The organism is Nocardia sp. NBC_01009, assembly GCF_045208035.1.
Lineage (GTDB): Bacteria > Actinomycetota > Actinomycetes > Mycobacteriales > Mycobacteriaceae > Nocardia.
Genome location: NZ_CP108695.1, coordinates 4,017,519 through 4,042,415, shown reverse-complemented (window position 1 = coordinate 4,042,415; position 24,897 = coordinate 4,017,519). Strand labels below are relative to the sequence as shown.

The 24,897-nt window shown below is 64.4% G+C and carries 21 protein-coding genes; 11 read left to right on the top strand and 10 right to left on the bottom strand.

Features of this window, described 5'->3' with window-relative positions; translation table 11 throughout:
* Positions 1–253 precede the first annotated feature (253 nt).
* Together OHA42_RS18010 and OHA42_RS18005 are read left to right on the top strand one after the other, a co-directional pair.
* Positions 254–679, top strand: a complete 426-nt coding sequence (locus OHA42_RS18010) for a hypothetical protein (RefSeq protein ID WP_406238557.1) — start codon at positions 254–256, stop codon at positions 677–679.
* A gap of 1,040 nt (positions 680–1,719) precedes the next feature.
* Positions 1,720–2,136: a hypothetical protein gene (locus tag OHA42_RS18005; RefSeq protein ID WP_406238555.1), complete on the top strand. Its 417-nt coding sequence runs from the start codon at positions 1,720–1,722 to the stop codon at positions 2,134–2,136.
* Between the two features lie 302 nt (positions 2,137–2,438).
* On the opposite strand, the gene OHA42_RS18000 is transcribed toward OHA42_RS18005, so the two are convergent.
* Positions 2,439–2,954 (bottom strand): TetR/AcrR family transcriptional regulator, encoded by a 516-nt coding sequence (locus OHA42_RS18000; protein ID WP_406238553.1) that lies wholly within the window; start codon positions 2,952–2,954, stop codon positions 2,439–2,441.
* Positions 2,955–3,129: 175 nt separating this feature from the next.
* On the bottom strand, positions 3,130–4,707 hold the full coding sequence (locus OHA42_RS17995) for a 5-guanidino-2-oxopentanoate decarboxylase (protein WP_406238551.1): 1,578 nt from the start codon (positions 4,705–4,707) through the stop codon (positions 3,130–3,132).
* Between the two features lie 140 nt (positions 4,708–4,847).
* Between OHA42_RS17995 and OHA42_RS17990 the strand changes: the two genes are divergently transcribed.
* From OHA42_RS17990 to OHA42_RS17975, 4 genes are read left to right on the top strand one after another with little or no spacing between them, the layout of a single operon-like run.
* Positions 4,848–6,899, top strand: coding sequence for an acetate--CoA ligase family protein (locus OHA42_RS17990; protein WP_406238549.1), 2,052 nt, complete (start codon positions 4,848–4,850; stop codon positions 6,897–6,899).
* Positions 6,892–7,674, top strand: a complete 783-nt coding sequence (locus OHA42_RS17985; protein WP_406238547.1) for an SDR family oxidoreductase — start codon at positions 6,892–6,894, stop codon at positions 7,672–7,674. The genes OHA42_RS17990 and OHA42_RS17985 overlap by 8 nt, the downstream gene beginning before the upstream one ends.
* Positions 7,671–9,092: an aldehyde dehydrogenase family protein gene (locus tag OHA42_RS17980; protein WP_406238545.1), complete on the top strand. Its 1,422-nt coding sequence runs from the start codon at positions 7,671–7,673 to the stop codon at positions 9,090–9,092. Before OHA42_RS17985 ends, OHA42_RS17980 begins: the two co-directional genes overlap by 4 nt.
* Positions 9,093–9,115: 23 nt before the next feature.
* Positions 9,116–10,273, top strand: coding sequence for an acyl-CoA dehydrogenase family protein (locus OHA42_RS17975; RefSeq protein WP_406238543.1), 1,158 nt, complete (start codon positions 9,116–9,118; stop codon positions 10,271–10,273).
* A 172-nt stretch (positions 10,274–10,445) separates the two neighbouring features.
* Here the strand turns inward: OHA42_RS17975 and OHA42_RS17970 are convergent, their stop codons facing one another.
* A complete protein-coding gene (locus OHA42_RS17970; protein ID WP_406238541.1) occupies positions 10,446–12,017 on the bottom strand; it encodes an APC family permease in 1,572 nt (523 codons plus the stop codon).
* Positions 12,018–12,165: 148 nt separating this feature from the next.
* Here OHA42_RS17970 and OHA42_RS17965 point away from each other — a divergent pair, with 148 nt between their 5' ends.
* Both OHA42_RS17965 and OHA42_RS17960 read left to right on the top strand, forming a co-directional pair.
* Complete coding sequence (locus OHA42_RS17965; RefSeq protein WP_406238539.1) at positions 12,166–12,765, top strand: TetR/AcrR family transcriptional regulator; 600 nt, start codon at positions 12,166–12,168, stop codon at positions 12,763–12,765.
* 59 nt (positions 12,766–12,824) lie between these two features.
* Complete coding sequence (locus OHA42_RS17960) at positions 12,825–14,057, top strand: Glu/Leu/Phe/Val dehydrogenase dimerization domain-containing protein (protein WP_406238538.1); 1,233 nt, start codon at positions 12,825–12,827, stop codon at positions 14,055–14,057.
* Positions 14,058–15,089: 1,032 nt separating this feature from the next.
* Here OHA42_RS17960 and OHA42_RS17955 read toward each other — a convergent pair.
* The 3 genes from OHA42_RS17955 to OHA42_RS17945 all read right to left on the bottom strand — a co-directional run bounded on the left by OHA42_RS17955 (position 15,090) and on the right by OHA42_RS17945 (position 18,926).
* Complete coding sequence (locus tag OHA42_RS17955) at positions 15,090–15,428, bottom strand: hypothetical protein (RefSeq protein WP_406238536.1); 339 nt, start codon at positions 15,426–15,428, stop codon at positions 15,090–15,092.
* Between the two features lie 1,833 nt (positions 15,429–17,261).
* Positions 17,262–17,462 (bottom strand): hypothetical protein, encoded by a 201-nt coding sequence (locus tag OHA42_RS17950; protein WP_406238534.1) that lies wholly within the window; start codon positions 17,460–17,462, stop codon positions 17,262–17,264.
* 1,152 nt (positions 17,463–18,614) lie between these two features.
* The gene (locus OHA42_RS17945) at positions 18,615–18,926 is read right to left on the bottom strand and encodes a hypothetical protein (protein ID WP_406238533.1); all 312 of its coding nucleotides are present in this window, start codon (positions 18,924–18,926) and stop codon (positions 18,615–18,617) included.
* An 11-nt stretch (positions 18,927–18,937) separates the two neighbouring features.
* On the opposite strand from OHA42_RS17945, the gene OHA42_RS17940 reads away from it, so the two are divergent.
* Complete coding sequence (locus OHA42_RS17940; RefSeq protein WP_406238532.1) at positions 18,938–19,336, top strand: DUF4870 domain-containing protein; 399 nt, start codon at positions 18,938–18,940, stop codon at positions 19,334–19,336.
* 199 nt (positions 19,337–19,535) lie between these two features.
* Here OHA42_RS17940 and OHA42_RS17935 read toward each other — a convergent pair whose 3' ends face one another.
* From OHA42_RS17935 to OHA42_RS17925, 3 genes are all read right to left on the bottom strand, one after another.
* The gene (locus OHA42_RS17935) at positions 19,536–20,372 is read right to left on the bottom strand and encodes a CHAT domain-containing protein (RefSeq protein WP_406238531.1); all 837 of its coding nucleotides are present in this window, start codon (positions 20,370–20,372) and stop codon (positions 19,536–19,538) included.
* A gap of 72 nt (positions 20,373–20,444) precedes the next feature.
* Positions 20,445–21,850 (bottom strand): IS3 family transposase gene (locus OHA42_RS17930; protein WP_406239445.1). Its coding sequence is split into 2 segments (ribosomal slippage): positions 20,445–21,521 and positions 21,524–21,850, totalling 1,404 coding nucleotides; the frame shifts between segments, so codons are not numbered across the junction.
* A gap of 343 nt (positions 21,851–22,193) precedes the next feature.
* Complete coding sequence (locus OHA42_RS17925) at positions 22,194–22,598, bottom strand: hypothetical protein (protein ID WP_406238529.1); 405 nt, start codon at positions 22,596–22,598, stop codon at positions 22,194–22,196.
* A 369-nt stretch (positions 22,599–22,967) separates the two neighbouring features.
* Here OHA42_RS17925 and OHA42_RS17920 point away from each other — a divergent pair, with 369 nt between their 5' ends.
* Positions 22,968–23,327 (top strand): hypothetical protein, encoded by a 360-nt coding sequence (locus OHA42_RS17920; protein ID WP_406238527.1) that lies wholly within the window; start codon positions 22,968–22,970, stop codon positions 23,325–23,327.
* Between the two features lie 70 nt (positions 23,328–23,397).
* On the opposite strand, the gene OHA42_RS17915 is transcribed toward OHA42_RS17920, so the two are convergent.
* Positions 23,398–24,195 (bottom strand): hypothetical protein, encoded by a 798-nt coding sequence (locus OHA42_RS17915; protein WP_406238525.1) that lies wholly within the window; start codon positions 24,193–24,195, stop codon positions 23,398–23,400.
* Positions 24,196–24,539: 344 nt separating this feature from the next.
* Here OHA42_RS17915 and OHA42_RS17910 point away from each other — a divergent pair, with 344 nt between their 5' ends.
* A complete protein-coding gene (locus OHA42_RS17910; protein WP_406238523.1) occupies positions 24,540–24,824 on the top strand; it encodes a helix-turn-helix domain-containing protein in 285 nt (94 codons plus the stop codon).
* Positions 24,825–24,897 lie beyond the last annotated feature (73 nt).

The window sequence follows — 24,897 nt, the reverse complement described above, 5'->3', positions numbered from 1 at the left end:
GATGGCGTGACCGAGTTCCCTCAGAATCCCCCATGCCACCAGTGGCCGATCAGATCGCTCCGCCTCCAGCCGCCAGCCGGTTCCGCACTGGTCGGGCATGCCCGATGCGCTTACGAACGGGCCCACTTACGCACAGGCGCCGTACCCGCCACCGATCCTCACCATGATCGGCAGCGACCATATCGCTGGGATGAGTACCTGAAACCTCGATGTTCGAACACCGGACCAGGCGGGATCCGATCTACCTGTCCTGGTGTGGATTCACGGCAGAGCATTCGTGTGCGGGTCGAACGCGCGGAAAATGCATGCGGGCAACGCATTTGCCCACTACCGCGTGGGACTGATTTCGATCAACTATCGATTGGGAATCTGGGGCTCGCCGCGGTCGATGACACGCCGCTCGACCGCGGTCTGCATGATCAACTGTCCACTGCGGTGGGTCCGCCCGGGTCATATCGACGCGACCGGATCGCCGCCGCAGCACGGGACGTGCGTAGCCGATCGGCTCGATTGCCGTTGCAGCCCAATCAATCTCCCGACAGATACCGTCGTGCGTGCACTGCGCCCACCCGGCCGAGCAAGCCCCGAGGCGCACACCACTCGCCGACGAGCTTCGAGATACATGTCCGCACGTGCGCACGCAAATAGGTTAGGGTGCGGTGGCTTACGAACCCGATGAGCCAGGAGGACTCATAGTAGATCGCGGTTTACAGAACTCGGACCCGGCTTCGTACGAACACTCCGTAGTCCACTCACCATGAATCACGATGTTGCGGTCGTTCTTCAGTCGCTCGGCGCCCTTGAAGAGCTTCCGTAGCGGCTCACCGGTCGTACCAAGCCGCCAGTTTTGCCACGAATCCCGACCCGACCACCACGAAGCCATCGTCTACATCGTCATGATCGCCGTCATATCACGCCGACTCGCCCGCACCAGACACAGTTCTCAGACGCTCACTTAAACAGGAAAGTTATCTTCTAAATATTCTCGTTCCGGCCGAATCTCTGGTAGCCAGCGGTAAGCTGTCGTTGACGCCTTCCGCGGTACCAAATGACGTCTTGTTCGGTCCGGTCGATGCTGCAGCTGTCGGCCAGTCCGAATGCGCGTTCCTATCGGGACGCATCATGTACTTCACCAAATAGCGAATCGCGTGTCGCAAAGTCGATTCGGCACCTAACGCACTCGCAGCCCCAGTCCGGTAGTTCGGCAGCGCGGCCTACTACGCGGACGTCATAAAGCTCGCTGTAAGGAAGCAAAATGTCTAGCAAGATCGTCAAAACCCTAGCCGCGACTGTTATTGCCGCGCCCCTGCTCGTCCTCGCGGCGCCCGCAGCCACTGCCGATTCGACTCCCGCGGCGCCTCCGTCGTCCTCGACCGCTCCGGTCGACGGATCATTCGGATCAGCTACGTGGTGTTTCCCCCTCGGCAGTTTCGTCTGGTGCATCTGAGTGAGCGTCCGAGAACTCCGGTGTTGGGTGTGTGTGACGCTCGAGATTTGAGTGAACTCCTGGTAGAGCAGTGATTGCTGAGATCAATTGCTGTACCAGGGAGTTCATTTGTCATCATCGCGTATTCCCGCGTGTTCGTCGTGCCCGACTGGTGGATCGCGTGGGCGATGCTGCCCTCGGAGTTCCCTCCGGTCAAGACCGTCTACGACATCTACCGGCGCCCTCGCCTTGTCTGATATATCGCGCGTCGCGAAATCCCGCACAGCTGCGGTGTGTCCGACAAAGCCCTTCGCGGGGCGCTCTACGCCGCACGCGACGCCGATCCGCCCATGGTCGGGCTGCTCTACCTGTGCCGGGGACAGGACGTGTTCCGCGTCGTCGACGCCGCCCACCAACGACTCCCGCATGAGCTGGCACCGGCCCCGATCCGCGATACGGGCATGGGTGACACCCATCCCCAGGAATTCGGCGAGGATGTCCAGCTGCAGCCCGTACATCTCGATAACCAGCGCAGCGGCCGTGTTTACCCGCGTTACCTGCATCCGGATGTGGTGACGTTGGCGGAAGGCGGCAGCCGGCTGTCCCGGTTCCTGACGACGCCGAACGGTGGGCCACAGATCCCCGAGCTTCTGGCGCTCTGGGGACCCGATGGCCTCGAATTGGCCCCAAATCTGCGCGTCGTCGAATAGACGAAATCCCCTTCCGACCCAGGTGTGCCTCAGAAGAACTCATCACACCTGGTCACAGACGATCTCTGCACTCCAGTACCCGCCCATCATGTCCCATCAGATCTGGGCAAATCCCATCAAAAGTGTGAGATTTTGGCGGGACGGATCGAATGACGAGATTGGCCATCACCGATGACTCCGACCCTATGCGTGCAAGTCTCCAGTCTTTGTCTTAAGTGTTCCGCCTGCGCTCCAACCACATCGGCGTGTCAGAATCCAACACGCCGAACAACTGGGTTCCGCTGCCGGCATGCTGGCTGTCGCTATTTCTCGCTGTCCGGGTCGAGGAGTGTTTGTATCAATGGTGTGATGAGTCGAAGAATGTCCTCAACGTCGGCGTCTTTCAAGTCGGACATCCGCAAGATGTAGCGCTGGCTGGCGATACCCATCAGCATCGCGCCGGCTAGTGCGGCACGAAGTCTCGCGTCGGGGGCATGGATGCTCGCGGCGATCGGGTCGACCGACTGCGCGGTGATGTGGGTGCGTAGCAGTTCGGCGGCGGCCTCGCTGGTCATGCTCGTACGGACCAGGACGGCCATCGGGCTGTTCGGGTCGGCCGCCCACGCGGCGAGCATCGCCCGGACGCGATTCTCCGTGGTCTCCATCGCGTCGTCGAAGGTCAACTCGGCAATGGGGATGTCCCAGTGCACCGCTTCCCGGAACAGCCCCTGTTTGGACCCGAAGTATTGGATGACCGAGGACTTGTCCACGCCTGCGGCAGATCTGATTACGTTGGCGGAGTAGATGATTCGCTGGATGTCGTAGTCGAGGAACGTCATCGAACCCCGAGTGTGCCAACGCGTGGCTGTCGTAGCGGTCGAGCTTGGGCCGTGCCATGGGTGCGCAAATGAAACGGATCCAGCAGGAAGCCATAGCCCATTTCCAACCCAAAACCGTTGGGACATAAGCGAATCTGAACGGTGCAGGCCCGATCCCGCTGGACCGGGCCGTCATTCACCGCGGCGGAAGCGGAAGGTGCAGGACCGTCGGTCGGTCGGCTGCCCACGCCTGTTCGACAGCACCGGCGAGGGTATCGGCGGTGACCGGTACGCCGTAGCAGCCCATGGCACGGGCGGCGGCGGGGAAATCGACCCGATCCAGCGCCACGGCGACGGGTTCCTCACCGCGCTGGACCATTTCGTCGCGGATCTCGCCGTAGCCGCCATTGTCGACGACCAGCACCGGCAGCGCCAGGCCGAGCTGTGCGGCACCGGCCAATTCGGCAATGGTGAACATGACCCCGCCATCGCCCAGCACCGCGAGCACGTGAGCGTCGGGGTCCGCGAGTTTGGCACCGATGGCGGCGGGCAGGCCGTAGCCGAGCGTGCCCATTCCGGTCGGGTAGAGGAATCCACCGGCCCGGCGCACCCGCAGACCGGACAGAATCCCGTAGTAGCAGGCCATGGTGCTATCGCCGACGACAATGGTCTTCTCGTCCACGACGGTGCGTAGCGCGGCAAGCATGTCCAGGTAGGGCTCACCTTCGGCGGCAGCGTCGGCAATCAGGCCGTCACGCGCCTGCGCGGCCCGTGTGGTGACGCGCGGGTCCACCGGCAGCAGGGCGAGCAGGGCGTCGATCGTCCGAGCCGCGTCGCCGATCAGGCGAACGCCCGGGTCGATATTCGTAATGACCGCTGCGGGATCGATATCGACGCGAATTGTCGTCCCCGACAGGTGGAAGGGGCCGTTCCACAGATCCGACGGGGCGAGTTCGGTGCCGACCGCCAGGACCACGTCGGCATTCTCGACCAAGGCGCGCACGCTCGGGTGATGCAACCCGGCTCCTATCGCGAGCGGATGCTGTTCGTCGAGAACGCCTTTGCCGTTCGCGCTGGTGACCACCGGAGCGCCCAGCTGTTCGGCGAGCCGACGGACCGATTCACTTGCCCAGCGGGCACCACCACCCACGATGATCACCGGGCGCTGCGCCGCGGCGAGCAACTCGGCGGCGGTAGCCAGTTCGCCGGCATCAGGAATCGGGGGCGCGGACTTGGTGGGCGCGACCGCGGGGGCGTCGGCGCGGGCGTCGATCAGGTCCAGGGGTATTTCGAGGTGCACCGGCCGGGGACGTCCAGCGGTCATGGCCGCGAAAGCCGCCGCCACCGCGTGGGGGATCTCGCCAACCGACCGGACGTGGTGGCTGTAGGCGACGATCGCGTCCATCGCCGCGCGCTGATCCTTGACCTCATGCAGCAACCCGTTGCCGCGGGCCGGGTGCCTGGTCGGCATACCGGGTGAAATGAACAGCACCGGGACGGAGTCCGACCATGCCTGCGCGGCCGCGGCAGCGGCATTGAGGATGGCCGGACCGGTGGTTGTGAGGCAGACGCCCGGTCGGCCGCTGGTGCGGGCGTAGCCGTCGGCGGCGTAGCCGGCTCCCTGCTCGTGGCGCGTCAATATCGGGCGCACGCCGTTTGCGACGAGCGCGGAGAACACACCGAGGTTGTGGGTTCCCGGGATGCCGAAGACGGTGTCGACGCCGTGGTCGGCCAATGCGGCGGCAAGCGCCTCGCCGCCGGTGGGCTGCTGCACGGGACCTCCTGAGTTTGATGACTGACTGGTGAATCAGTTATATCAGCCTTCGGGTCAATCGATGTCAAACACTTGACAACGATGTTCTATCACACCTTAACTGACTGACGAATCAGCTAAATTTAGCAATCGAGGTAACTATGAGCATTCCCGTCGACGAGCGTCTGCGGGTATTCCGTGACCCGCGGTCGGTGGCTGTCGTCGGCGCGTCCGCGGACGAGTCGAAGTGGGGGTACTGGCTCGCATCCGGCGCGCTGCGGGGTCGTCACCGCCGCCGGGTCGAGCTGGTGAACCGGCGCTTCGACACCCTGCTCGGCAGCGCGTGCGCGCCGAGCCTGTCCGCGCTGGACGCCACGCCCGAGCTGGCCGTGCTGTCGGTACCCGCGGCCCAGGTGGCCGGAGTCGTGGCAGAAGCCCTGGAGATGGGGGTGCGCGGCTTTCTCGGCATCACCGCCGGAATCGAGAAAGAGGCCGAACTGGCCGAGGCGATCCGGGCTGCGGGAGCGCGATTGGTGGGCGCCAACAGTCTCGGAATCTACGACGCCGTCGGCGAACTCGAGCTGTGCTGGGGACGACTCCAGCCGGGCTCCCTGGCCATCGTGTCGCAGAGCGGCCAATTGGGTTCGGAGATTGCGACTCTCGGAGCGCGACGCGGCCTCGGAGTATCCCGCTTCGTGTCAGTCGGCAATCAGAGTGACGTTACGGCAGCCGAATTGCTGGCCGACCTCGCCGACCACGACCAGACCAAGGTCATCGCGCTGTACCTGGAAAGCTTCGCCGACGGCGAGCAATTGTTCGACACGCTCTCGGCACTGCGCGAGACGGGCAAACAGGCGCTGTTGCTGACCGTCGGCGCCGGAGCTGCCAGCAGCAGGATGGCGCAATCGCATACCGGATCACTGACCTCGCGGATGGATGTGGTCGATGCCGCCTGCCGCCGGGCCGGAGTGCATCGCGCCGGTAGCCCGGCGGAACTGGTACAGATTGCCCAGGCGTGCCTGGCGACGACATCACCGGCCGGAAGACGAGTCGCTGTCGTCGGAGACAGCGGTGGACAGTGCGGTGTCGCCGCTGACCGGGCCGTTGCCGCAGGTTTGTCCGTCCCCGCGGTGAAAGAAGAAGTCGCGACGCAACTTTCGGGACTGTTGCCACCGGGCGCGGCGGTCAGCAACCCGGTCGATCTGGCCGGCGCAGGCGAACGCGAACTGGGGACGTACGTCGATGTCCTGGCCTCCGTTCTGTCCGATCCCGACGTCGATGCCGCGGTACTGACCGGGTATTTCGGCCGCTACCACGAGGATGTTCCGGCCCTGGCGGTACGCGAGCGCGAAGTAGCGGAGAATATCGCCGCGGTGTCGGCGTCGTACGGCAAACCGGTCTTCGTGCACACCATGGCCGACTCCTCCAGCATCGCCGACGCCTTGTGGGCCGGCGGGGTACCGGTCTTCGAGGACATCGATGCGACCGTCCGGACAGTGGCCGGGATGGTGGCGCTGCGCCCCATGACCGCACCCGCACCCGCCGAACTCGGTGTACCGGCCGGCGTTTCGCTGTCGGGGTATTGGGCGGCACGCAACGCGCTGGCCGACTGCGGTGTGCCGTTTCCCTCCGGCATGGTCGTCCGCCATCGGCTGGAGGCTGTCGCCGCCGCGGAGACGCTGCAGGCGCCCTACGTCCTGAAGGCCGGCTGGCTGGCGCACAAGAGCGAACACGGCGGCGTGGTGCTCGGCCTTGCCGACGCATACGAACTGGTCGAAGCCTTCGATCGGATGCGGGCGGCCCTGGGCGACGGCGAATACGTCGTCGAAGAACAGGACCGCTCCGAGCATGTCGTCGAGGTCTTGATCGGCGGACACCGAGATCCCGGACTGGGCCCCGTGCTCACCCTCGGCGCAGGTGGCACCGAGGCGGAAGCCTTGCGCGACACCGCCGTCGAGCTGGCACCCATCAGCGAGGAGACAGCGCGGTCGATGATCGCCCGATTGCGCTGCGCCCCACTGCTCGACGGCTGGCGTGGTCGGCCGGCGACCGATATCGCCGCACTGGCGGCACTCGCGGCCGCCGTCTCCAGATTCCTCGCGGCCAACCCCGGGGTGAGCGAGGTGGAGCTGAATCCCGTACGCGTCGGACCGGCCGGAGCGCTGGCCGTCGACGCACTAATCATCGAAGAAACGGAGAACCCGAATGACTGAGGACTTCACCGACAAGGTCGCACTCGTGACCGGCGGCGGCTCTGGCATCGGTCGCGCGACCGCGCTGCGGCTGGCCCGCGGTGGCGCGATCGTCACCGTGCTCGGTCGCCGCGCGGTCGGACTGGAGGAGACCGCCGCGCTGGGCGACGGCCGAATCCACACCGCCACAGCGGATGTCCGCGATTTCGCCGCCGTCCAGCAGGTCATCGATGGAATCGTCGAGCGGTACGGCCGACTCGATCTGCTCGTCAACAATGCCGCGGGCAACTTCGTCACCCCGGCCGAGGAGCTGTCGCCGAATGGGTGGAAGGCCGTCGTCGACATCGTCTTGAACGGCACGTTCCACTGCACCTCAGCGGCGGCCCGGCACATGCTCGATCACGGCGGCTCGATCCTCAATGTCATTGCCAGCTATGCCTGGCACGGCCATCCCGGCACCGTGCACAGCGCCGCGGCCAAGGCCGGAGTGCTGGCCATGACCCGCACCCTCGCTGTGGAGTGGGCCGCGCGCGGGGTTCGCATCAATTGCATCGCGCCCGGACCCACCGAAACCGAAGGCGCTTCGGCCGCACTGTGGCCAACCGATGTCGATCGGGCACGGGTGCTTTCCAGTGTTCCGGCCAACCGGTTCACCACGCCGGAAGAAGTCGCCGAGTCCGCCGCCTTCCTGCTCGGCGACCGCGCCGGGTACATCACCGGCGAGGTTTTGACTGTCGACGGCGGACAGTGGCTGGGCAAGGCGGTCTACACCGACTCCAGGGCGAGTGCCCGATGAGCACCATATGGGACCGCGACGCGGTACTCATCGACGGCAACTGGCGGCGCGCGGCGGAAATCGTGGAAGTACAGAATCCCGCGACCGAAGAAACGGTCGGAACCGCCGCCAGCGCACAGGTTTCCGATGTCGACGACGCCGTAGCCGCGGCAGTTCGAGCGCGGCGCGGCTGGGCGCAGGTACCTCCCGCGGCGCGGATTTCGGCGCTGCGAACGGTCCTGGCGGAACTTCTGCAGCGCCGCGACGACCTGGTGGCCGCGACGGTCGCCGAGGTCGGCGCACCGGTGACCATCGCCGAACAAGCCCACATCGATTGCGGGCTGGACGTTTTCGCGGGGTTCCTGAACGCCGCGCCGGAAGCGCTCCAGCCACAGCACATCGGAAACTCGGTGTTGCTGCGCAAACCAGCGGGCGTGGTCGCGGCGATCACGCCGTGGAACTACCCGTTCTATCAGCTGGTCGCCAAACTCGGCGCCGCGCTCGTAGCCGGGTGCCCCATCGTCATCAAACCCGCTGAGTTGACCCCACTCTCGGCCTATCTGGTCGCCGATGCGGTACAGGCGGCCGGTATTCCGGACGGAGTGGTGAACCTGGTACCGGGCACGGGCACCACCGTGGGCGCCGCACTGGTCGCGCATCCACAGGTCGACGTCGTGTCGTTCACCGGATCGACCGCGGTCGGGCGATCTGTCGCGCTGTCGGCGGCCGATCGCTTCGCCCGCGCGTGTCTCGAACTAGGTGGCAAATCGGCCAGCGTCGTCCTCGATGACGCCGATCTCGCTGCCGCGGTGCAGGGCACGGTTGCCTCCGCGATGCTCAACAGTGGGCAGACCTGCAGTGCATTGACCCGACTGCTGGTGCCGCGGGCGCAGTTGCCCGAGGCACTGGAACTGGCCGCCGTCGCGGCGGGCGCACTGGTGGTGGGCGACCCGACCGCGCGCGATACCGACATGGGCCCGCTCATTTCCGAGCGTCAGCGTGCTGCCGTCGCGCAGCACGTGAGTGGCGCGCTGGATCGCGGAGCCAGACTGGTCGCCGGCGGACCCGGCCGACCGGCCGGGCTGGACCGCGGGCACTACCTGGCACCGACCGTGCTGGCCCACCTCGAGGCGGACGACCCGGCCGTCATCGAAGAAATCTTCGGCCCCGTGCTCGTCGTCTCCGCTCATGACGGCGACGACCACGCGATCGAACTCGCAAACAGCGGGCCCTACGGACTGTCGGGCGCCGTGTGGTCGGCCGACGCCGAGCGGGCACTCGCGACCTCCGACCGGATGGACACCGGACAGGTCGATATCAATGGGGCGCCGTTCAATCCGCTCGCCCCGTTCGGCGGCTGGAAAGCGTCCGGATCGGGCCGTGAACTCGGCCGATCCGGCATCGAAGAATACACCGAATTAACCTCGGTCCAGCGATGAGCTGGGCAGCCAAGGAGTCTCATATGAACACCAGCATTTCCGCTTGGCCGCTGACCGGCGAGCAGCGCCAAATCATCGAACTCTGCCACGATTTCGCCGTGCGGGAGATCCGCCCGCGTGCGCGCGAGGTGGATGAAGCCGACGTCGTCACGCCGGTTGACATCTTCCAGAAGGCCTCCGAGGTCGGCATCACCGACTTCATGATCCCGTCCGAGTACGGCGGCGGCGGCTTCACTGATGTGTTCACCCAGTGCCTGGTGCAGGAGGAACTGTGCTGGGGTGACCCGGGCATCGGAAACCTGATGTGCTCCAACGGATTCTTCTCCGACCCGATTCTCGCTCTCGGCAACGAGGAGCAGAAGAAGCAGTGGCTTGGGCCGCTGACCGGACCGAACCCGCCGATGACCGCGCTGGCCACCACCGAACCGGAATCCGGCTCCGACGCGGCATCCATCGTCACCTACGCCGAGCGGGTTTCCGGCGGCTATGCGATCAGCGGACAGAAGGCGTGGATCTCCAACGCCGGCACCGCCGAATTCTATGTGGTGTTCGCCAAAACTGATCGGACGCAGCGTTCTTCGGGCGTCACCGCGTTCCTGCTCGACCGCAATGCCGAAGGCATCACCTTCGGTCAGCCGATGCGCAAGATGGGCCAGCGGGCCATCGTGTGCCGGGAGATTTTCTTCGACAAGGTGTTCGTGCCCGAGGCCAACCGGCTGGGCGATGAAGGCCAGGGCTTCCACGGACTGATGGCCACCTTCGATATTTCGCGAGTCGTGCTCGGCGCCGCCGCTGTCGGAGCCGCCCGCGCGGCGTACGAGTACGCGCTCGACTACGCGCGCACCCGCAAGCAGTTCGGCAAGGCGATCATCGAGCACCAGGCGGTCGCATTCCGTCTCGCCGATATGGCCACCCGCATCGAATCCTCGCGGCTGCTGGTTCATCACGCGGCGCGAGTACTCGACTCCGGTGCTCCCGCAGCAGGACTGGCGGCGATGGCCAAGCTGACCGCCTCCGAGACGGCCATGTTCGTCACCTGGGCCGCGGTGCAGACGCTCGGCGGCTGGGGCTACTCCCGTGAGCATCCGGTCGAGCAGTGGATGCGCGATGTCAAGCTCGAGGAGATCGAGGAGGGCACCTCCGACATCATGCGGCTGGTGATCTCCCGCAACCTGCGCTGAGGCCCACCACACCCGAAATACCCAGTCCGGCTGCGGCCGGACTGGGTATTTCTCGTTCCGAATCCCTATCCGGGCGGCGATACCGACGGCCCGCAGGGTGGTCCGGCCCGATGAGAAACGGCTGCGGCTGGTCGTCGAATGACGACCGGCCGCAGCCGTTTACATGATCGGTCTAAGGCATGCTGACCTCGGGATGCGGCGCCGAGGTAACGGTGTCCACAGCAGCGGCCCTGCCGCGCTGGTGGCGTCCGATCAATACGAAGCCAAGTCCGACGCCGGCGAACACGACCAGGGGAACCAGCTGAGTCAGTGTGTATTCCAGACGTTCACCGGCGAAACCGGTCGGCAGCGAGTCGTCGGGATGGCTCGTACTGCCGAACCAGCCCAATCCCGCTCCCGGCCACAGCAACTGGACCAGGGTGAACAAGACGATCGCAGTCGTGACAACGGAGGCAGCGACAGCGCCGAGCCGTCCGCCCGGCACGCTGAACGGCCTCCGCGCATCCGGATACTTACGGCGCAGCACCAGCAGGGCAGGGAACAGCCCGAGGTAGGCGAACATCGTCATGGAGATGGCGAGGTTCAGGCCGGCACTGAAGTACTTGCCCGTATCACCCTCGGTGATATTCAGCGCCGCGACCATGATGACTGTCGCCAGCACCCCGGAGAGGATATTGACTCGGACCGGCGTACCGGCCTTCTCCGACAGCACACCGAAGAATCTGGGCCCGGCGCCGTCCGCGCACGCCGTGGCCTGTGCGCGGCTCTCACCGAGACCCCAGGCCACCCCGCTGGTGAACAGGGCGACGATGAGACCGATCGCCGCGATCCAACCGGCGAGGGCACCGAAACCGGTCAATTCGATTGACCCGTCAGGTAGTTCGTGGCTGCCGTAAACGCTCAGCACCGCCTTGCACGCGTCGATGAACCCACCCAGGCTGGTGACCTGATGATTGGGCAGTACCAACAGGATTCCGGCGACCGGCAGGGCGACCATGACGAACGACAGGATCCCGGAGCGCAATACCGCGAGCGGGATCGCGCGTCGTGGATTCTCCATTTCCTCTGCCGCGGAACTGGAGAGTTCGAAACCCACGAAGGTGAATACGATGACCGGAACCAGCACGATCAACCCGGCATAGGTGGGTGTGAAGCTGCCCGTAACCAGCGGTTGCACACCACGTTTGATGCCGTAGACCACGGTGGAGACGAAGAACGCGCCAAGCAGCACGATGCGTGCCCACGCGCCCGCCGCCGGTACCCAGCGGCCGACACGCAGCGACACCGAGGTCGACACCACGCCGGCCCAGATGAAAACGAGCCCGGCAATGTAGGTCCATACCCCGGACAGCGGGTAGACGAACTTCGAGAACGTCTCCATGGCGACGACACACAGAGTGCCGCCAACCCAGACCGGGTTGGAGAGCCAATACACAAGCTGTGTGATGCCTGCGACGAATCGGCCGTAGGCCATTCGCGTCCAGATGTACTGACCCCCCTCCAGCGGGAAGGAAGCGCTGAGCTCGGCCACGATCAACCCGTAAGGCACGAAGAACAGCAGCGCGAGGATGAGTAACCAGCTGAATGCCTGATGACCTGACGAGGCGAGTGACCCGATCGTGTCGAGCCCGACGAGCGAGCAGAGCAGCAGGAAGAACACGTCGAACCGTCGAAGGCCGCGTTTGAGCTTTGCCTTGTTCGCGTGCAGAAAATCTGTGTCGCCGGTGGGGCTGGGTTCGGACACTAGGTCCTCCTTGCAAGAAAAGGATAACTAAATATTCCCTGTCCAGCAGTCTTAACTGACTGATCAAACAGTATGGTGGTCAAGAGTGCGACGCCGGTCACATCTTGTCAACCCCTGAACGAGAAGAACCTGCGAGTAATTTGTGGTCATGCCCAGAGTGAAGAAGGAAGCCGACGCTCGTCGTGAGGAAATTTTGGCCGCGACTCTCGAACTGATCACTGAGCGCGGGATCAGTGGCGTGCGCGCGAGTGACGTCGCATCCCGCCTTCATGTAAGCCCCGGCCTGGTCTTCTACCACTTCGACACGCTCGAGAAGCTCATCGTCAGCGCCTTCCGCAGCGCCACCGAACGTGACCTGGCCCAGCTGGAAGCCCTGCTGACGACGAGCGACGGCACGATGACCGAACGGCTACGCACGGCACTGCACCAATACGGCCCGACCGGCGCCGCCCCGAGCTGGCGGCTGTGGATCGAGGGTTGGTCGGCATCGCTGCGCAATCCGGAACTGCGCGCGGTGATCAGGATTCTGGACAGTAGATGGCGTGCGGTCATTACCGATCTGGTCGCACTGGGAGTCGCCTCGGGCGAGTTCAAAACGTCCGATCCACGGGGGGTGGCGTGGCGCCTGACCGCGATGCTCGACGGCCTCGCGGTGCAGCGTGTGGCCTTCGACGAGGCCATTTCCGGAACAGATGTGGCCAACTGGACCCGCGCGGCGATCGCAAGCGAACTCAACGTCACCCCTTGACCTTCGCGGCAGCCTCCGGTACTAACTAATTGACCAATCAGTTAGCAACAGGAGTCGTCATGTCTCTAACCCTGCCGAATGCCGTCACCGAGTCGGCTGCGGCAACCGACTCGCCGTTTCTCGAAGTCACCTGGCATGACACCGAGTCCAGCGCCACCGGATACCTGGTGATCGATCGGCTCGTCCGCGGACTCTGTAGCGGCGGCCTGCGAATGCGGGCCGGTTGCTCGGCATCGGAAGTACGCGGCCTGGCTCGCGGGATGACGCTCAAGGAGGCGATCCACTTCGAGCCGGGTGCGCACTACGTCCCATTGGGCGGCGCTAAGGGTGGAATCGACTTCGACCCCTACGACCCGGCCGCAGACGGTGTGCTGGAGCGCTACCTTGCCGCCATGGCGCCGCTGATCGAACAACGCTGGACCATGGGTGAGGACTTGGGTGTGCGGCAGGACGCCGTTGACCGCGCGATCGAGCACATCGGCCTGACCAGCTCCGTACAGGCCGCGCACCGGGCGGTCCCGGATATGGCGGCCGCCGACGCACGCATGGCGAAGGCCTTCGGCACCGATGTCGACGGCATTGCCCTCGACGAGTTGGTCGGCGGATTCGGAGTCGCCGAGGCAGCGCTGGCCGCACTGCGCCACCGCGGCATGAACCCGGCCGAGTCGACAGCGTTCATCCAGGGCTTCGGCTCGATGGGCGGCGCTGCGGCCCGCTATCTAGCGCGGGCCGGCGTGCGAGTGGTGGGCATTGCCGACGTGCACGGCGTCGTCTCCAATGAGGGGGGACTCGACGTCGAACGCCTGCTGCTGACCCGCGACCGCAGTGGTGCGATCGACCGCAACCAGTTGCGCGACGCCGACCGGATCGAGCCCGGCGACCGCTGGCTCCAGATCCCCGCCGACCTCCTGGTCCCCGCGGCAACCTCTTACTGCATCCATGCCGGAAACCACGCCGAAGTGCAGGCCACCGTCATCGCCGAAGCGGCCAATATGCCCATCACCCCTGAAGCCGAGCAGGCCCTCGACCTGCGCCAGGTCACGGTGTCCCCCGACTTCGTCGCCAACTCCGCGACCAATGCATGGTGGTGGTGGGTTCTCTTCGGCGACATCGACGGCAGCGCCGAGCAATCCTTCGAGAAGATCTCCACCCGCATCGGTGCCCTCAGCGACGAAATGTTCGCCCGCGCAACCGAAGACAGGACCAGCACCCGCACCGCCGCCTTCGCCATCGCCATCGAACGCCTCGCCGACATCAACACCCGCTTCGACGCCTTCGCCCTCACCCGCTGACGCCCGAGGCCGACACCAGGCATACACGACACCCACAACGTAATCGAGACTGCCGGCCCGAGATCGCGGTGTCGGCCGACCGCCGCTGGTAGCGACCGCCGAACCAGGCGGGGTATGACCGTCGAGGGCGCGCAATCCCCGTGCACCCTCAACCCACCTCGCCCACTACCACAGGACAGGCCGAGAAATCGGGTGGCTGGTTGAGCTCGCCGACTCTGATCGCATCGTGCCATTGCTCGGGAAAGACGACGATGCAGAGGATTCGGAGCCCTGTGATGCCAGGCGATTTCGTAGTCAACTGCATCGTTCACGATCCGCGCTGGGACCACGCAGTCGAGGAACGCACATCGACTGCCTGCAACTGCGGCCGAAGCGATTCAAGCTCAACCAAACACAACTCCCGGCGCACCCCACCTCGACGACAACTACGTCGAATTCCCTAACATCGGCATCCACATCCGCCTCAGCACGGAAGGCAACTGGTTTCCCTATACCCGCGCACGGGACCATTGGGCACCGGCCCCTGGCCATTCACGCGACCCAGCAGCTGCCTACAACTCAGCACTGCACGCTAAACGCAACTGGTCATGACCAGGACGGCCCGGTGCACAAGTTGCGCGCCGGGCCGGCGCCCGGGACTGTCCAGAAAACGGCTCTGGCTCACTTCCGGTGGCGGTCGACTGCTGATGACGGCACGATGCCTCGGTGCTTGAAGTGAATGTTGCTGTCGGCGTGGCTTTTTCGGGGCTCTTACCGCTGGTCTTCGAGGTGTGGTGGACGAGGGTGAACGGATTCTTGTGCTGGCGCGAACGCCGGGCGGTCCAGCGCTATGCCCTGCCTGCGGGGCGAGTCGGGCCGGGCGCACGGCTATCACAAACGGATCGTTGCCGACGTTCCGGTGGACGGCCGGGTCGTGCTCGTGCGGGTGCTGATTCGAAGATGGGTTTGACCAACGATCAACTGCTGCACCACATTTCGAGAAAGGTCGAGTCGAACATCATGCGGCACAAATGATTCCGACATGCTCATCTGTCAGACCGCGCCGAGCTTATCTTCTTCGTCATCACATATCTCACCGGTCTCACGCTGTTCTGGAACAAGTACCGTTGCGTGGCAGTCACTCAGAACGCCATATATGTCCTGGAGAGCAGCAAGCTGTCGGGCGGCGCCAAGCCGCAGCGGCTGGTGGGTAAGATGCCACGCCACACCCAGCTCGTTCCGGCCTCCGGCCGATGGGGGCAGAGGAGCATCCTGGGCAAGCGTCATTGGGTTCACAAGCGTTTTCACGACGCAATCTCTGCCGCCGACCATGAGGCCGGCTTTACTCACTGAAACAAAGGGCCGGTCAACCGATTTCCAGAACTCAACCACCTGTTCGAATCCTCGCTAGCGGCACGAGCCTCACTCACTGCCATACCCACCAGCTATGTGATTCCGCCATTCGATCCGTCCCACCAAAATACAAGAAGCTGGCGAAGGTACATGTTTCTCGGCATGGCGCTGTTTCGCGCTGGGCGCAACCTCGTGCACACAGACCAGCCGATCCCGAGTTCGACCAGGACGAGATCGTCGAATGGCTCCACGTCGCGAGCGTCATGCATAGAGCACTCGATCGGGCCAAGCTCTGACAAATCCTGGCAGTTGATAGTTTCTGGTTGCCTCTACGAGGCGTACTCCGGTCGCATCTCCCAAAACTCCCGAACTTCGGGCACCGCAGCACGAGGGTAGATGTCTCCTACGATGCCGTCGAGGGTGGATTGCAACCACGTCGACGCCAGGTTGCTGATCTGTTCAAAATCGTCGATCAGCCCCTGGCATCCCCCGGCAATCTTTCCTCCTTGAATGTGATTCTCCGCCAACTTGATTCGCCGGACGACGTTCTCCCGCGGCCACGATGCCGTACCGTCAACCGCCGCTCGCGCCGACCTGTCGGCCGTGTAATTACGAGTGACCCCGGCTATACCCTCCGGTGTCCAGCTAGCACCGTTCTGTCCAGGTCAGAGGCCCTCTCACGTCCCGCCAACGTCTCTCCGTCCGGCCTGCACCTGCCTGTCTTGGCACACTGGTGGCACACTGAAAATCGCGGCTGACCTGCGTTCTATCGACGGCGCACCAAGCTGATCGCGGCGCGGGTTCTCTTCTACTCGGACTGCTGATGTCGAGGCTTTCGCCTCAGCACCGTTCACAAGGATGCCCTCATCCACCTGAAACACCTTCCGGCCCCGACAGGTGAGGCGCTCGGCGGTACATCGCAGCGGCAGGCGACGCAGGGGGATTGGCGATCTCGGGATCCGGGCTTCTGTCTTGCTGCGATATCGCGGCATCTGACCGTTTCATGCGCCGAGTGCTGTCCGTAGCGTGTGCAGCGATCGCGGTGGTGTTATCGCCTGCGGCGGAAAGTAGTTGGCGCGCCTGCTTCGGCGTGATCTCCAGCAGTTCGGCGATGTCATCGTTGTTGTGGCCTTGGCTCTGGATCACCGATGCGGCGACCGCTTGCTCGGTCCGTCGCTCGGCGATCGCTGCTTCGGCGCTTTCGCGGATTTCGGCGATCCGCTGATGGAGTCCGGCGATCTCACTGTCGCGACGGCGCTCGAGCTCGTTGATCGTTCGCCATGCCCCGATATGCCGCTACTGCTGCGGTCACGGTCTTCTCGCGTTCCCGCGCGGCGGTCCGACGCACACGGATGCGATTGCGGGCGCGTTCAAGCCGTTCTACCAGTTCTCGTGAACTGTTCGCGCTGGACCGCGACGGCTTGCGGTTGTCGTCCACGACGATTTCCTGACCGCTGATCCGAGTTCTTCCCTGGCATCCACCATAGCCGCGAAACGGCATTGACCCGCGGCCGTACTGCATTTCGCGCTCGGCACCGAACCCTTTCGGTGAGCCGAACCTCTACCGTCGGTCCCGACGTCGAAAGGCCGCCACATGGAGCCGCACACCACGACATCGCCGCACTCCCCCACCGCTGATCCTCGACATTCACAGCACAGCAGAGTTCAATATTCTGGAGATCATCCACCGCCACGCCAGATATCAGCAACGGCGTTGTCGCGCACCAGTCCTCATCGAAGCGCAATGCCGCCGGGAGGGGACCTGCTCATGGACACCGACATCTCATGCCCTACCTGCGGACAGATCGACCGCGTCCAGAGCGTACCGGCGATCCGTGCAACCGGGGTCCAGTCCGTCTCCGGCTCGGACTCCTACAACGGCATCGGGATCACATCGTCGGGGTTCGTCCCCGTTTTCGGCACAACGACAATCGAGCGGACCCACACCTCGATGCTCGCCCAAGCACTCGCGCCCGAACCCGCCCAACGATCCTCGGGGCGCCTGCTGGGCTGCGGCGCGCTCATGCTGATCCGTTTCTCGTCGGATTCCTGCTGACCTTCGCCGCTTTCCATAGTCCAGACCCAGGCGGCGACTTGCCTTCGGCGATCGTGGTCCTGACCTTCATGCTTCTCGCGTTGGCTACCCCAACAACCCTGGCGTGGACTGCCGCGGTCAAGCGAGAACGCCGCAGCAGCCGGATCGCGCGCGGACGTCCAGTGACCTACTCGGTGTGGCGGGCAGGGCAGTATTGCCATCGCTGCGGTGTGTGTTTCTGGCCGTACCCACCTACAGCCGACATTCCCGCGCGACAGTCACTGTCGCCGAACCAGTTCCGGTGGATTGTCTGGAACGCCGGAGGCTACGCGGACGTCTGATAGCGAGGTCCTACAGGATAGGTCCCAGCCTGATTCCACACTGTTGCAACGGTTTCCGCGGCCGATTCCATGCGAATCTGTCGCTACTGACCATCAGTACTCACCGCGAAATCCAAACGACATCCGCCCGGACGGGCACGCTTCGCGGCGGCGTCGATGCCGACTGCAGCCTTGCCGCTCAGGCGAGCGGATTCGAGACTACGCAGCCGGGTAGCGCTTTGTTGCCCCACCGACTGCCGTCTCGCCGTCCGAAGCGGCGTGATCGGAGTCGATCCGATTCCTCGCCGCCCGACCAGCGGCCCAGCCGTACCGGCGACACCGACCCCAGGTTGCTCGCCCTCGGGGCGAACAGCTCGCCTGCACCATCACTACCCGTTTTCGCAAACGACGACGACAGAAGGAGATTTCGTGGAACGCGCCGATCAGCTCACCGAAACATACAGTGCAGAACTGTCTCTGGTCTCAGGATTCTGCACGCGGCCAGCTGAGATCGAATCCACTGGAGGCGGTTGCTACGCCATCGCGGGCTGTCGTTTGCCACCGTTGTGGGACCACCGACAGCAGCTGATCCGCTGGGAGAACATGTTCCAGATTCGTTATGCCGACCGATCATGGCGACGGCAAACTGAACGTCCGGTAATCAGCGTAAGTCATTTTGTGTCAAGCGGTTCGGTCGGTGCCTCGTCCGTCGTCGTCCCTGCATAGCAGTGCTGGGGTTGATCCCAGCAGCGTGTAATCGGGTTGAGGTGACGACGGGCTGGGCTGCCCATGATTTCCGGCGAGATCACGGTGTGTCTCGATGCCGCGTGGGGCTCGCCGCGACCGCCCGCTCGATGGTCGCCGAAATATTCAGGCGGCCACCGGGATTAGGGTGCTGGCTGGTCGTGTGCCGTGCGTGGCGGTACGTGGATCCCAGGCTTGTCCGGTGGCGACGACCGCATGCAGGTGCCGCAGGATCGTCGCGGCGATGGCGGCTTGGGCTTGGGTGGGGGTGAGTTTGTTGTCGTCGCGGCTGGTCAGGTGTTGGTAGCGGGCGGCATAAACAGGGTTGGCGCGTTGGGCGCCCCACACGGCTCGCCACGCGGCCAGTCGCAGGCCGGGTTGGCCCGCGACCTGTGGTTCGTGCTGAAAGTTGGGATCGGTAGGTGGCGCGCGCGGCATCTACTTACCCCATGACATCTTCTCAACCGCCCGCGAACCAACCGCAGTCCTCCGGCTTGGACAAAAAGACCAGCGCGATCCTGTCGTACGCGCTGGGGTGGCTCACCGGAATCATCTTCCTATTTGTCGGGAAGAACGATCCCGATGTGAAATTCCATGCCTCGCAATCGATCGTCTTCTTCGGGGCGGTCTCGGTGGTCAATATTGTTCTGAGCATCGTCAGCTCGCTCCTTGGAGTCCTGGGGATCATCTTCAGCCTCGCCGGACTCGCGGTCGCGGTCTTCGCGGTCGTCGTCTGGATCATGGCCATGGTCCAGGCGAACAACACCGGCGGTGTCCGCGCGGAGCTTCCCATTGTCGGAAGATTCACTGCCCCGTATGCCGATCGGTTGGCCAGCTCGGTCAAGTAGCGGCGTACTCGAAGTCCCCAGCTGGATTTCGTCATCGATGATGCTGTCCGCACCCTGCGCGGCGGCCGGATGCGACAGTCCGAAGATCAACGGCCCGAGGCTATCTCGGGCCGTTGGCGTCCGCTTGGAACATCCGGAACTGCCGATTTGCGAGAGTTTCGATGGGACCGCGCCCCGAGGCGAAAGGTACGTTCAACCGTTACTGCTTCGGCACGGCTACGAGTTTCACCGACTTCGGCTCAATACCGTCCGCGACCGCCAGGCACGCCGCGTCATGATCCCCGCCTTGCAACTCCACGCCCGCTCGCCCGGCCAAAAACGCAGCCCACACAGAGTGGCCATTAGCTACCGACGAATAGAAGCTGGTGGCGAATACCATTGCGTCCACGTCAGCCACGCTGCCCCGCATACCTATTGCCAGTGGCGCGAAATGCTTAACGAGCGCCTCTGCCGTCGCAGCCGAGTCACAGGCGTTGAGCACCACCAGTTTCGGCGGCTCGTCGGTCGCCGCACACGCCGCCGCCAAAGCACTCTCGGTGACCACAACGCCCTCGTGTTGCTCGTCCAGATCTCGTTCGAGCGCGATCAACTTGTCTCCACCGTGGCCGGCGAAGTGCACCACGTGTGGGCGGAACTTTGCGATCCCTTCCTGAAGGTCCGCAGCCGTCGCGGACAGCCTTACATCGAACTCGACGAGGTCACGGTGCAAAGCGGCTTCCACGGCCTTGCGGATACGGGTGTGTTCCCGCGTGATCCGCAGGTCTCCCTCGGGCGAGGCGCCCAGCATCAGGATTCGGAGTGTCTCCACCGCAGGTTCGGCCGATGCACGGACGAGTGTGGCCTTACCTGAGATCACGTCGTACTTCGCACCGGTGTGATCGAGTGTGTTACTGCCGAAGGGGCTTTGAAGTACTTGGACTTCCCGCAGGCGCATTGTCTTCGATTTGCCATTCGGCAGCGTGTCCGTCACCTCGTCACCGTCTTCGACGTCAGCATCTACTCTGAAAGTGATTCCATGCTGGGGGCCGAGGTCCATGGCCTCAATATCGAATACAGTCGCTGTACCGTCGTCAGCGGAATTTTTCAAGGTGGATGAGTCCAGCGGGTGTTAAGCAGCTGCCGTTTCGGCCTCCTGGGCTGGTGGGTTGATCCAGACTGTGTCGGGTAGATCGAGGATCTTCGGCGGTGTGGTGGTGGCGAAGCGATGCGGGTGCCGCGCTCGGGCCGCGGCGAGTACCGCTTCGCGGTCGGCGGCTTTGTCGGCGGCCAGCCCGTAGTGGACATCAGCGGGTGTATGTAAACCGAGGCCGATGTGGCGGTGTTCGTGGTTGTACCACTCGGCGAACGAATCCATGAATTGTCTTGCCTCGATGAGTGATCCGAAGCGTTCGGGGAATTCCGGACCGTATTTCAAGGTCTTGAACAGTGATTCGGAGTAGGGGTTGTCGTTGGACACCCGCGGCCGCGAATGCGAGCGGGTGACCTCGAGATCGGCCAGCAGTGTGGCGACGGTCTTGGACGTCATCGACGTGCCCCGATCGGCGTGCACGACCTGTGGGATGCCGTGGACACCGAAGATTTCCTTCATCAATTCCGTTGCCAGGACACCTGATTCGTGAGTGTGGACATGAACACCGACGAGGTAGCGGGAGTAGATGTCGATCATCACGTAGGCGTCGAAATACTGACCTTTCACCGGACCGGCGAGTTTGGTGATGTCCCACGAATACACCTGCCGAGGTGCGGTCGCGACCAGTTCTGGACACACCTTTGCCGGATGCCGCGCCAACCGCCGCCGCTCGCTGACCTGCTTGTTCTCCCGCAATACTCGATACATCGTGGACACCGAACACAGGTAGGTGCCCTCGTCGAGCAGTTGGGCGTAGATCTGCAACGGCGCCAGATCGACGAACCGAGAACTGTTGAGGACCTCCAGGATTCGGCGTCGTTCCAGCGCGGTGAGCTTGTCGACCGGATCAGGGGCCGGTCCCGGCGAAACCGGCGGGGTCGGTGCTGCCGCGGTTGCGCGGCGCCGGATCGCGGTGGAGCGCACCAGCCCCGTCAACGCCGCGGCCACCCTGGTGACCACCCCACACTCGGTCAACGCGGCATACGCGGCGGTCAACGTTTCTTGCGCGGCTCGTCCGAATCCGCGCTCTCGGACAGAGTTTGCAAGAGCGCGTGTGCTTTTCCCATGATGTCCAGGGCGGTTTCGGTGGTCGACAGGCGCTTGTTCAACCGCTCGTTCTCCCGGCGCAGCCGCGCGATCTCGGCCTGCTCGGCGGTAGGTTTGCCGATCTTCTCACCCGGCTTCTTCCCTGCAAGCAGCCCCGCGTCGCGCTGCTTGCGCCACTCGGTGATCAACGACGAATACAAGCCCTCCCGACGCAGATACCCACCGCCCTCGCCGTGGGCGACCGCGCGCTCATATGCCTCCAGGTGCGCGAGCTTGTCCGAGGCGCTGAACGCGCGCCGCCGTTTCGGCTCGCCACCGCGCGGACCCTGTGAACCCATCCGCCCATTGTCGTCGGCGACCCTCGAGGCCCTCGTACTGGTCATGAAATGCAGATCCGTCTCTCGCCCCGCGTCAGGCTGATCGGCTGTGAGCCGGTGGACTCATCTCACCCTGACACGCAGGGGATGGGCGTGGTGCCGCGCCCCTTTCCTCCCGGCTCGTCATGATCCCAGGCTCTGACTCTGGCTGCACGTCGGGAAAGAGCGCTGTGATGCCGCATACCGCGCTGATCGAACCGGCCAACACGCCGCAGCCGTGTTCGACGGTCGGTGGCCGTGTCGCGGGGTCCGCAGGGGACCCCGCGACACGGCCACCAGCTGTGCTGCGCCGACCCCGCATCCGTCAGGCGGCGTCGAGGGCCGCGGTGATCTTGCGGGCCATCGCCGCCACGGCGGGGCTGGGCTCACCCTTGCCGGGCCCGACGGCGGCTTCGACGGCGACCAGGACGGTGTCGCGGAAGTTGCCGGCCTCGCCCGGATGCTGCTTGCCGAGCAGGCTCATCGCTGCGCTCAAGCTCGGCAGCACCCGGTCGGCGAGTTCGGCGACGGACTTGCCCGGCAAGTGGATGTCTCTGGACTTGGCGGCGAGCACGTGCCCGACCAGCCCGGTCGCCGAGGTCAGGGCGATGGAGGCGTGCGTGATGCCTTTGTGCGGCGCACCGGCGGCGGCCAGCAGCGACACCGCACCGTAGGCGGCGGTGCGCAGGGTGCTCTTGTCCTGGTCGTTCAGGGTGATAGTGATGGACATGTCGTGTACTCCTCGAAACCGGTTGTGGCACCGACCCGAACCGTGTCGGTGCCGGTCGTTGTGTTCCATGTACACACTGTCGCCGGGCTGACTGACACCGACCTGACACACGCCTGACGCCTCCACTGACACCGCGATCGGCCCTAAACGCCAGCTAACCCCGCCGGCAATCACACGGACCGAGATCGCTGTCGCTCAGGACATCCCGCAATGCCGCCTACCGCCGCGTTCGACGGACGAGACCGGCTGCGGCTCGAGACGTCCCATAATGCCGATTATGTTGTGTTCGCTGGGCTATGGCGTTGTCTGGAAACCGCGCTTCGAGCAGTAACTGGGCGCGCTTTCGCGTGGGAGGGAAAGATGCCAACCATGGCCGTGATCGAGGACGTCAGCCCGCTGGGGGTCGAGTTGGAGCGCTCGTATCAGGTCTATGTGCGTGGCCGGTTGAAGTTTCGCGTCAAGCAGATCGTCTACGTGGCATTTTCTCTCGACGAGACCGTGATGGGCTTCGCGTTCCCCAAAGAGGAGCGGGCGGCGCTCGTCGTCAACGAGCCGCACAAGTTTCAGCTGCCGTCGGCGTCGGACATGCGTTTCAACTGGATCCACTCCGACCTCGCGGCCCTGGACCCGATCGAGGCCCGTCAACTCGTCGTCGATGCTTGGCGCATGGTCGTTCCCGGGAAGCTCACCCGCGCCTACGATCTCGCTCATCCCCATGGGCCGATCTGAGGACAATCCGCACATGCCGATGAGCGGTTGTGCGGCGGCCGTGGAAGTGATCGTTCGTCGAGTAACTGGGTTATTGCATCATCTGGATGTGCGGGTGCTCATGTGATGTCGAGCAGATTCGGATGATCTGGTTGTTGGCGTCGGAGACACAGATCTGGGTCGGCATGCTCGGGCTGCCTTGTACGGCACCCCACGAGATGTTGGCGGCCTGGTCCTCGAAGGGGATCCAGTGGTGGATGTCGAAGGCCCACTCTGTGCTGGCGATCGTCAGTAGCGGCTCGGTGGGGGTACCGCAGGTGGGGCAGGGGGTCGGATACGGGTCTTGCATATTCCAGTCGATCCAGCCGCCGATCTTCCAGCCAGGCGCAAGACACAAGGGGTCGTACGGCTGATCGTCGTCTTCGAGACCACCGAACTCGACGCCGGGAATCTGGTCCATGGTCCACCGGTCCACTCGTTGCCGAAGCTCCCCCTCGAGCTCCCCCGAGTTCGGGTATTCGATCACTTGTTCCGGATCGATCATGCACGGTTCGGGCACCAGGTCCTCCTGACACTCCGCCGATTCCGGAGGATCCACCAGGACGTCGGATATTGCCGCCGCCGACCGCCAGAAAAGCGCGGTCTTGGGCAGGCAGTCGCCGTGCTCGTTGGGGCACCACAACACTTGCAGCAGATCAGCTCCCTCGGGCGGATTCAGACCGGGCACGTCACGGGCGTACAGTTGCGCGACTGGCAGCATCGCGATCGGACCGCCGGACGCCGGACGGTTCTCCATCCGGAGAAGGAAGTTCCACTCCTCTGTGGTGTAGTCCCTGTGCTCGCTGTCCTTCGCTTCGCGCATCCGCCGCTTCAGCCTGACGTCTGCCACAGAGACTCTCGGTACCCATACTGCTTCGTGGTCCACGGCACTGCAGTGCGGCCATGGCTCGTCTGCCGGCCACAACAGTGGCCCCCCGATCGAACTGTCGCGCACCGATGGTGTTCCCGGACGCGGGTGCAGGCGAGTCGCGGTGCGGGCCAGTGGTGCCAACTCGGGAAAGACGGTCACGAGATCAACCGGACGTGGCGGAGTAGTACGAGTCACACAACAACCTCTCGACGTACCCGGAGATGTTCGATTTCGATGACGATGGGACCGGCGCGGTCTCATCCCGAGACTAGGCATCCGAGCCTCGACCAACTTCCCGCCACTGGCAATCGCGGAGCGATCCGATGAGCCAAGCCGACCCGGACCCCTTCGCGAACCTCACCGCGGACGAACCCGACGGTATGAAGGCCAGTGCCGAGGACGCGCTGGAGCGTCTGCTGAACGAGCCGACCGTTTCCGTCCCCGACACAGCCCGACTCCTCGGCGTCGGCAAGTCTACGGTCTACACGGCGGTGAAGTCAGGTGAGGTGCCAGCGATTCGAGTCGGCAGCCGAGTGCGAATCCCGTCGAGGTGGGTACGAAAAGTGCTCCAACTGCGTGCCGATCCGAGTAGCGGCGACACTCTGTAGGACGTCGGTGTTGCCCGCCACACCCACAATCGGCCGTTCATCAACCGCTGGACTGGCTTTCCTGAGGTAGGCG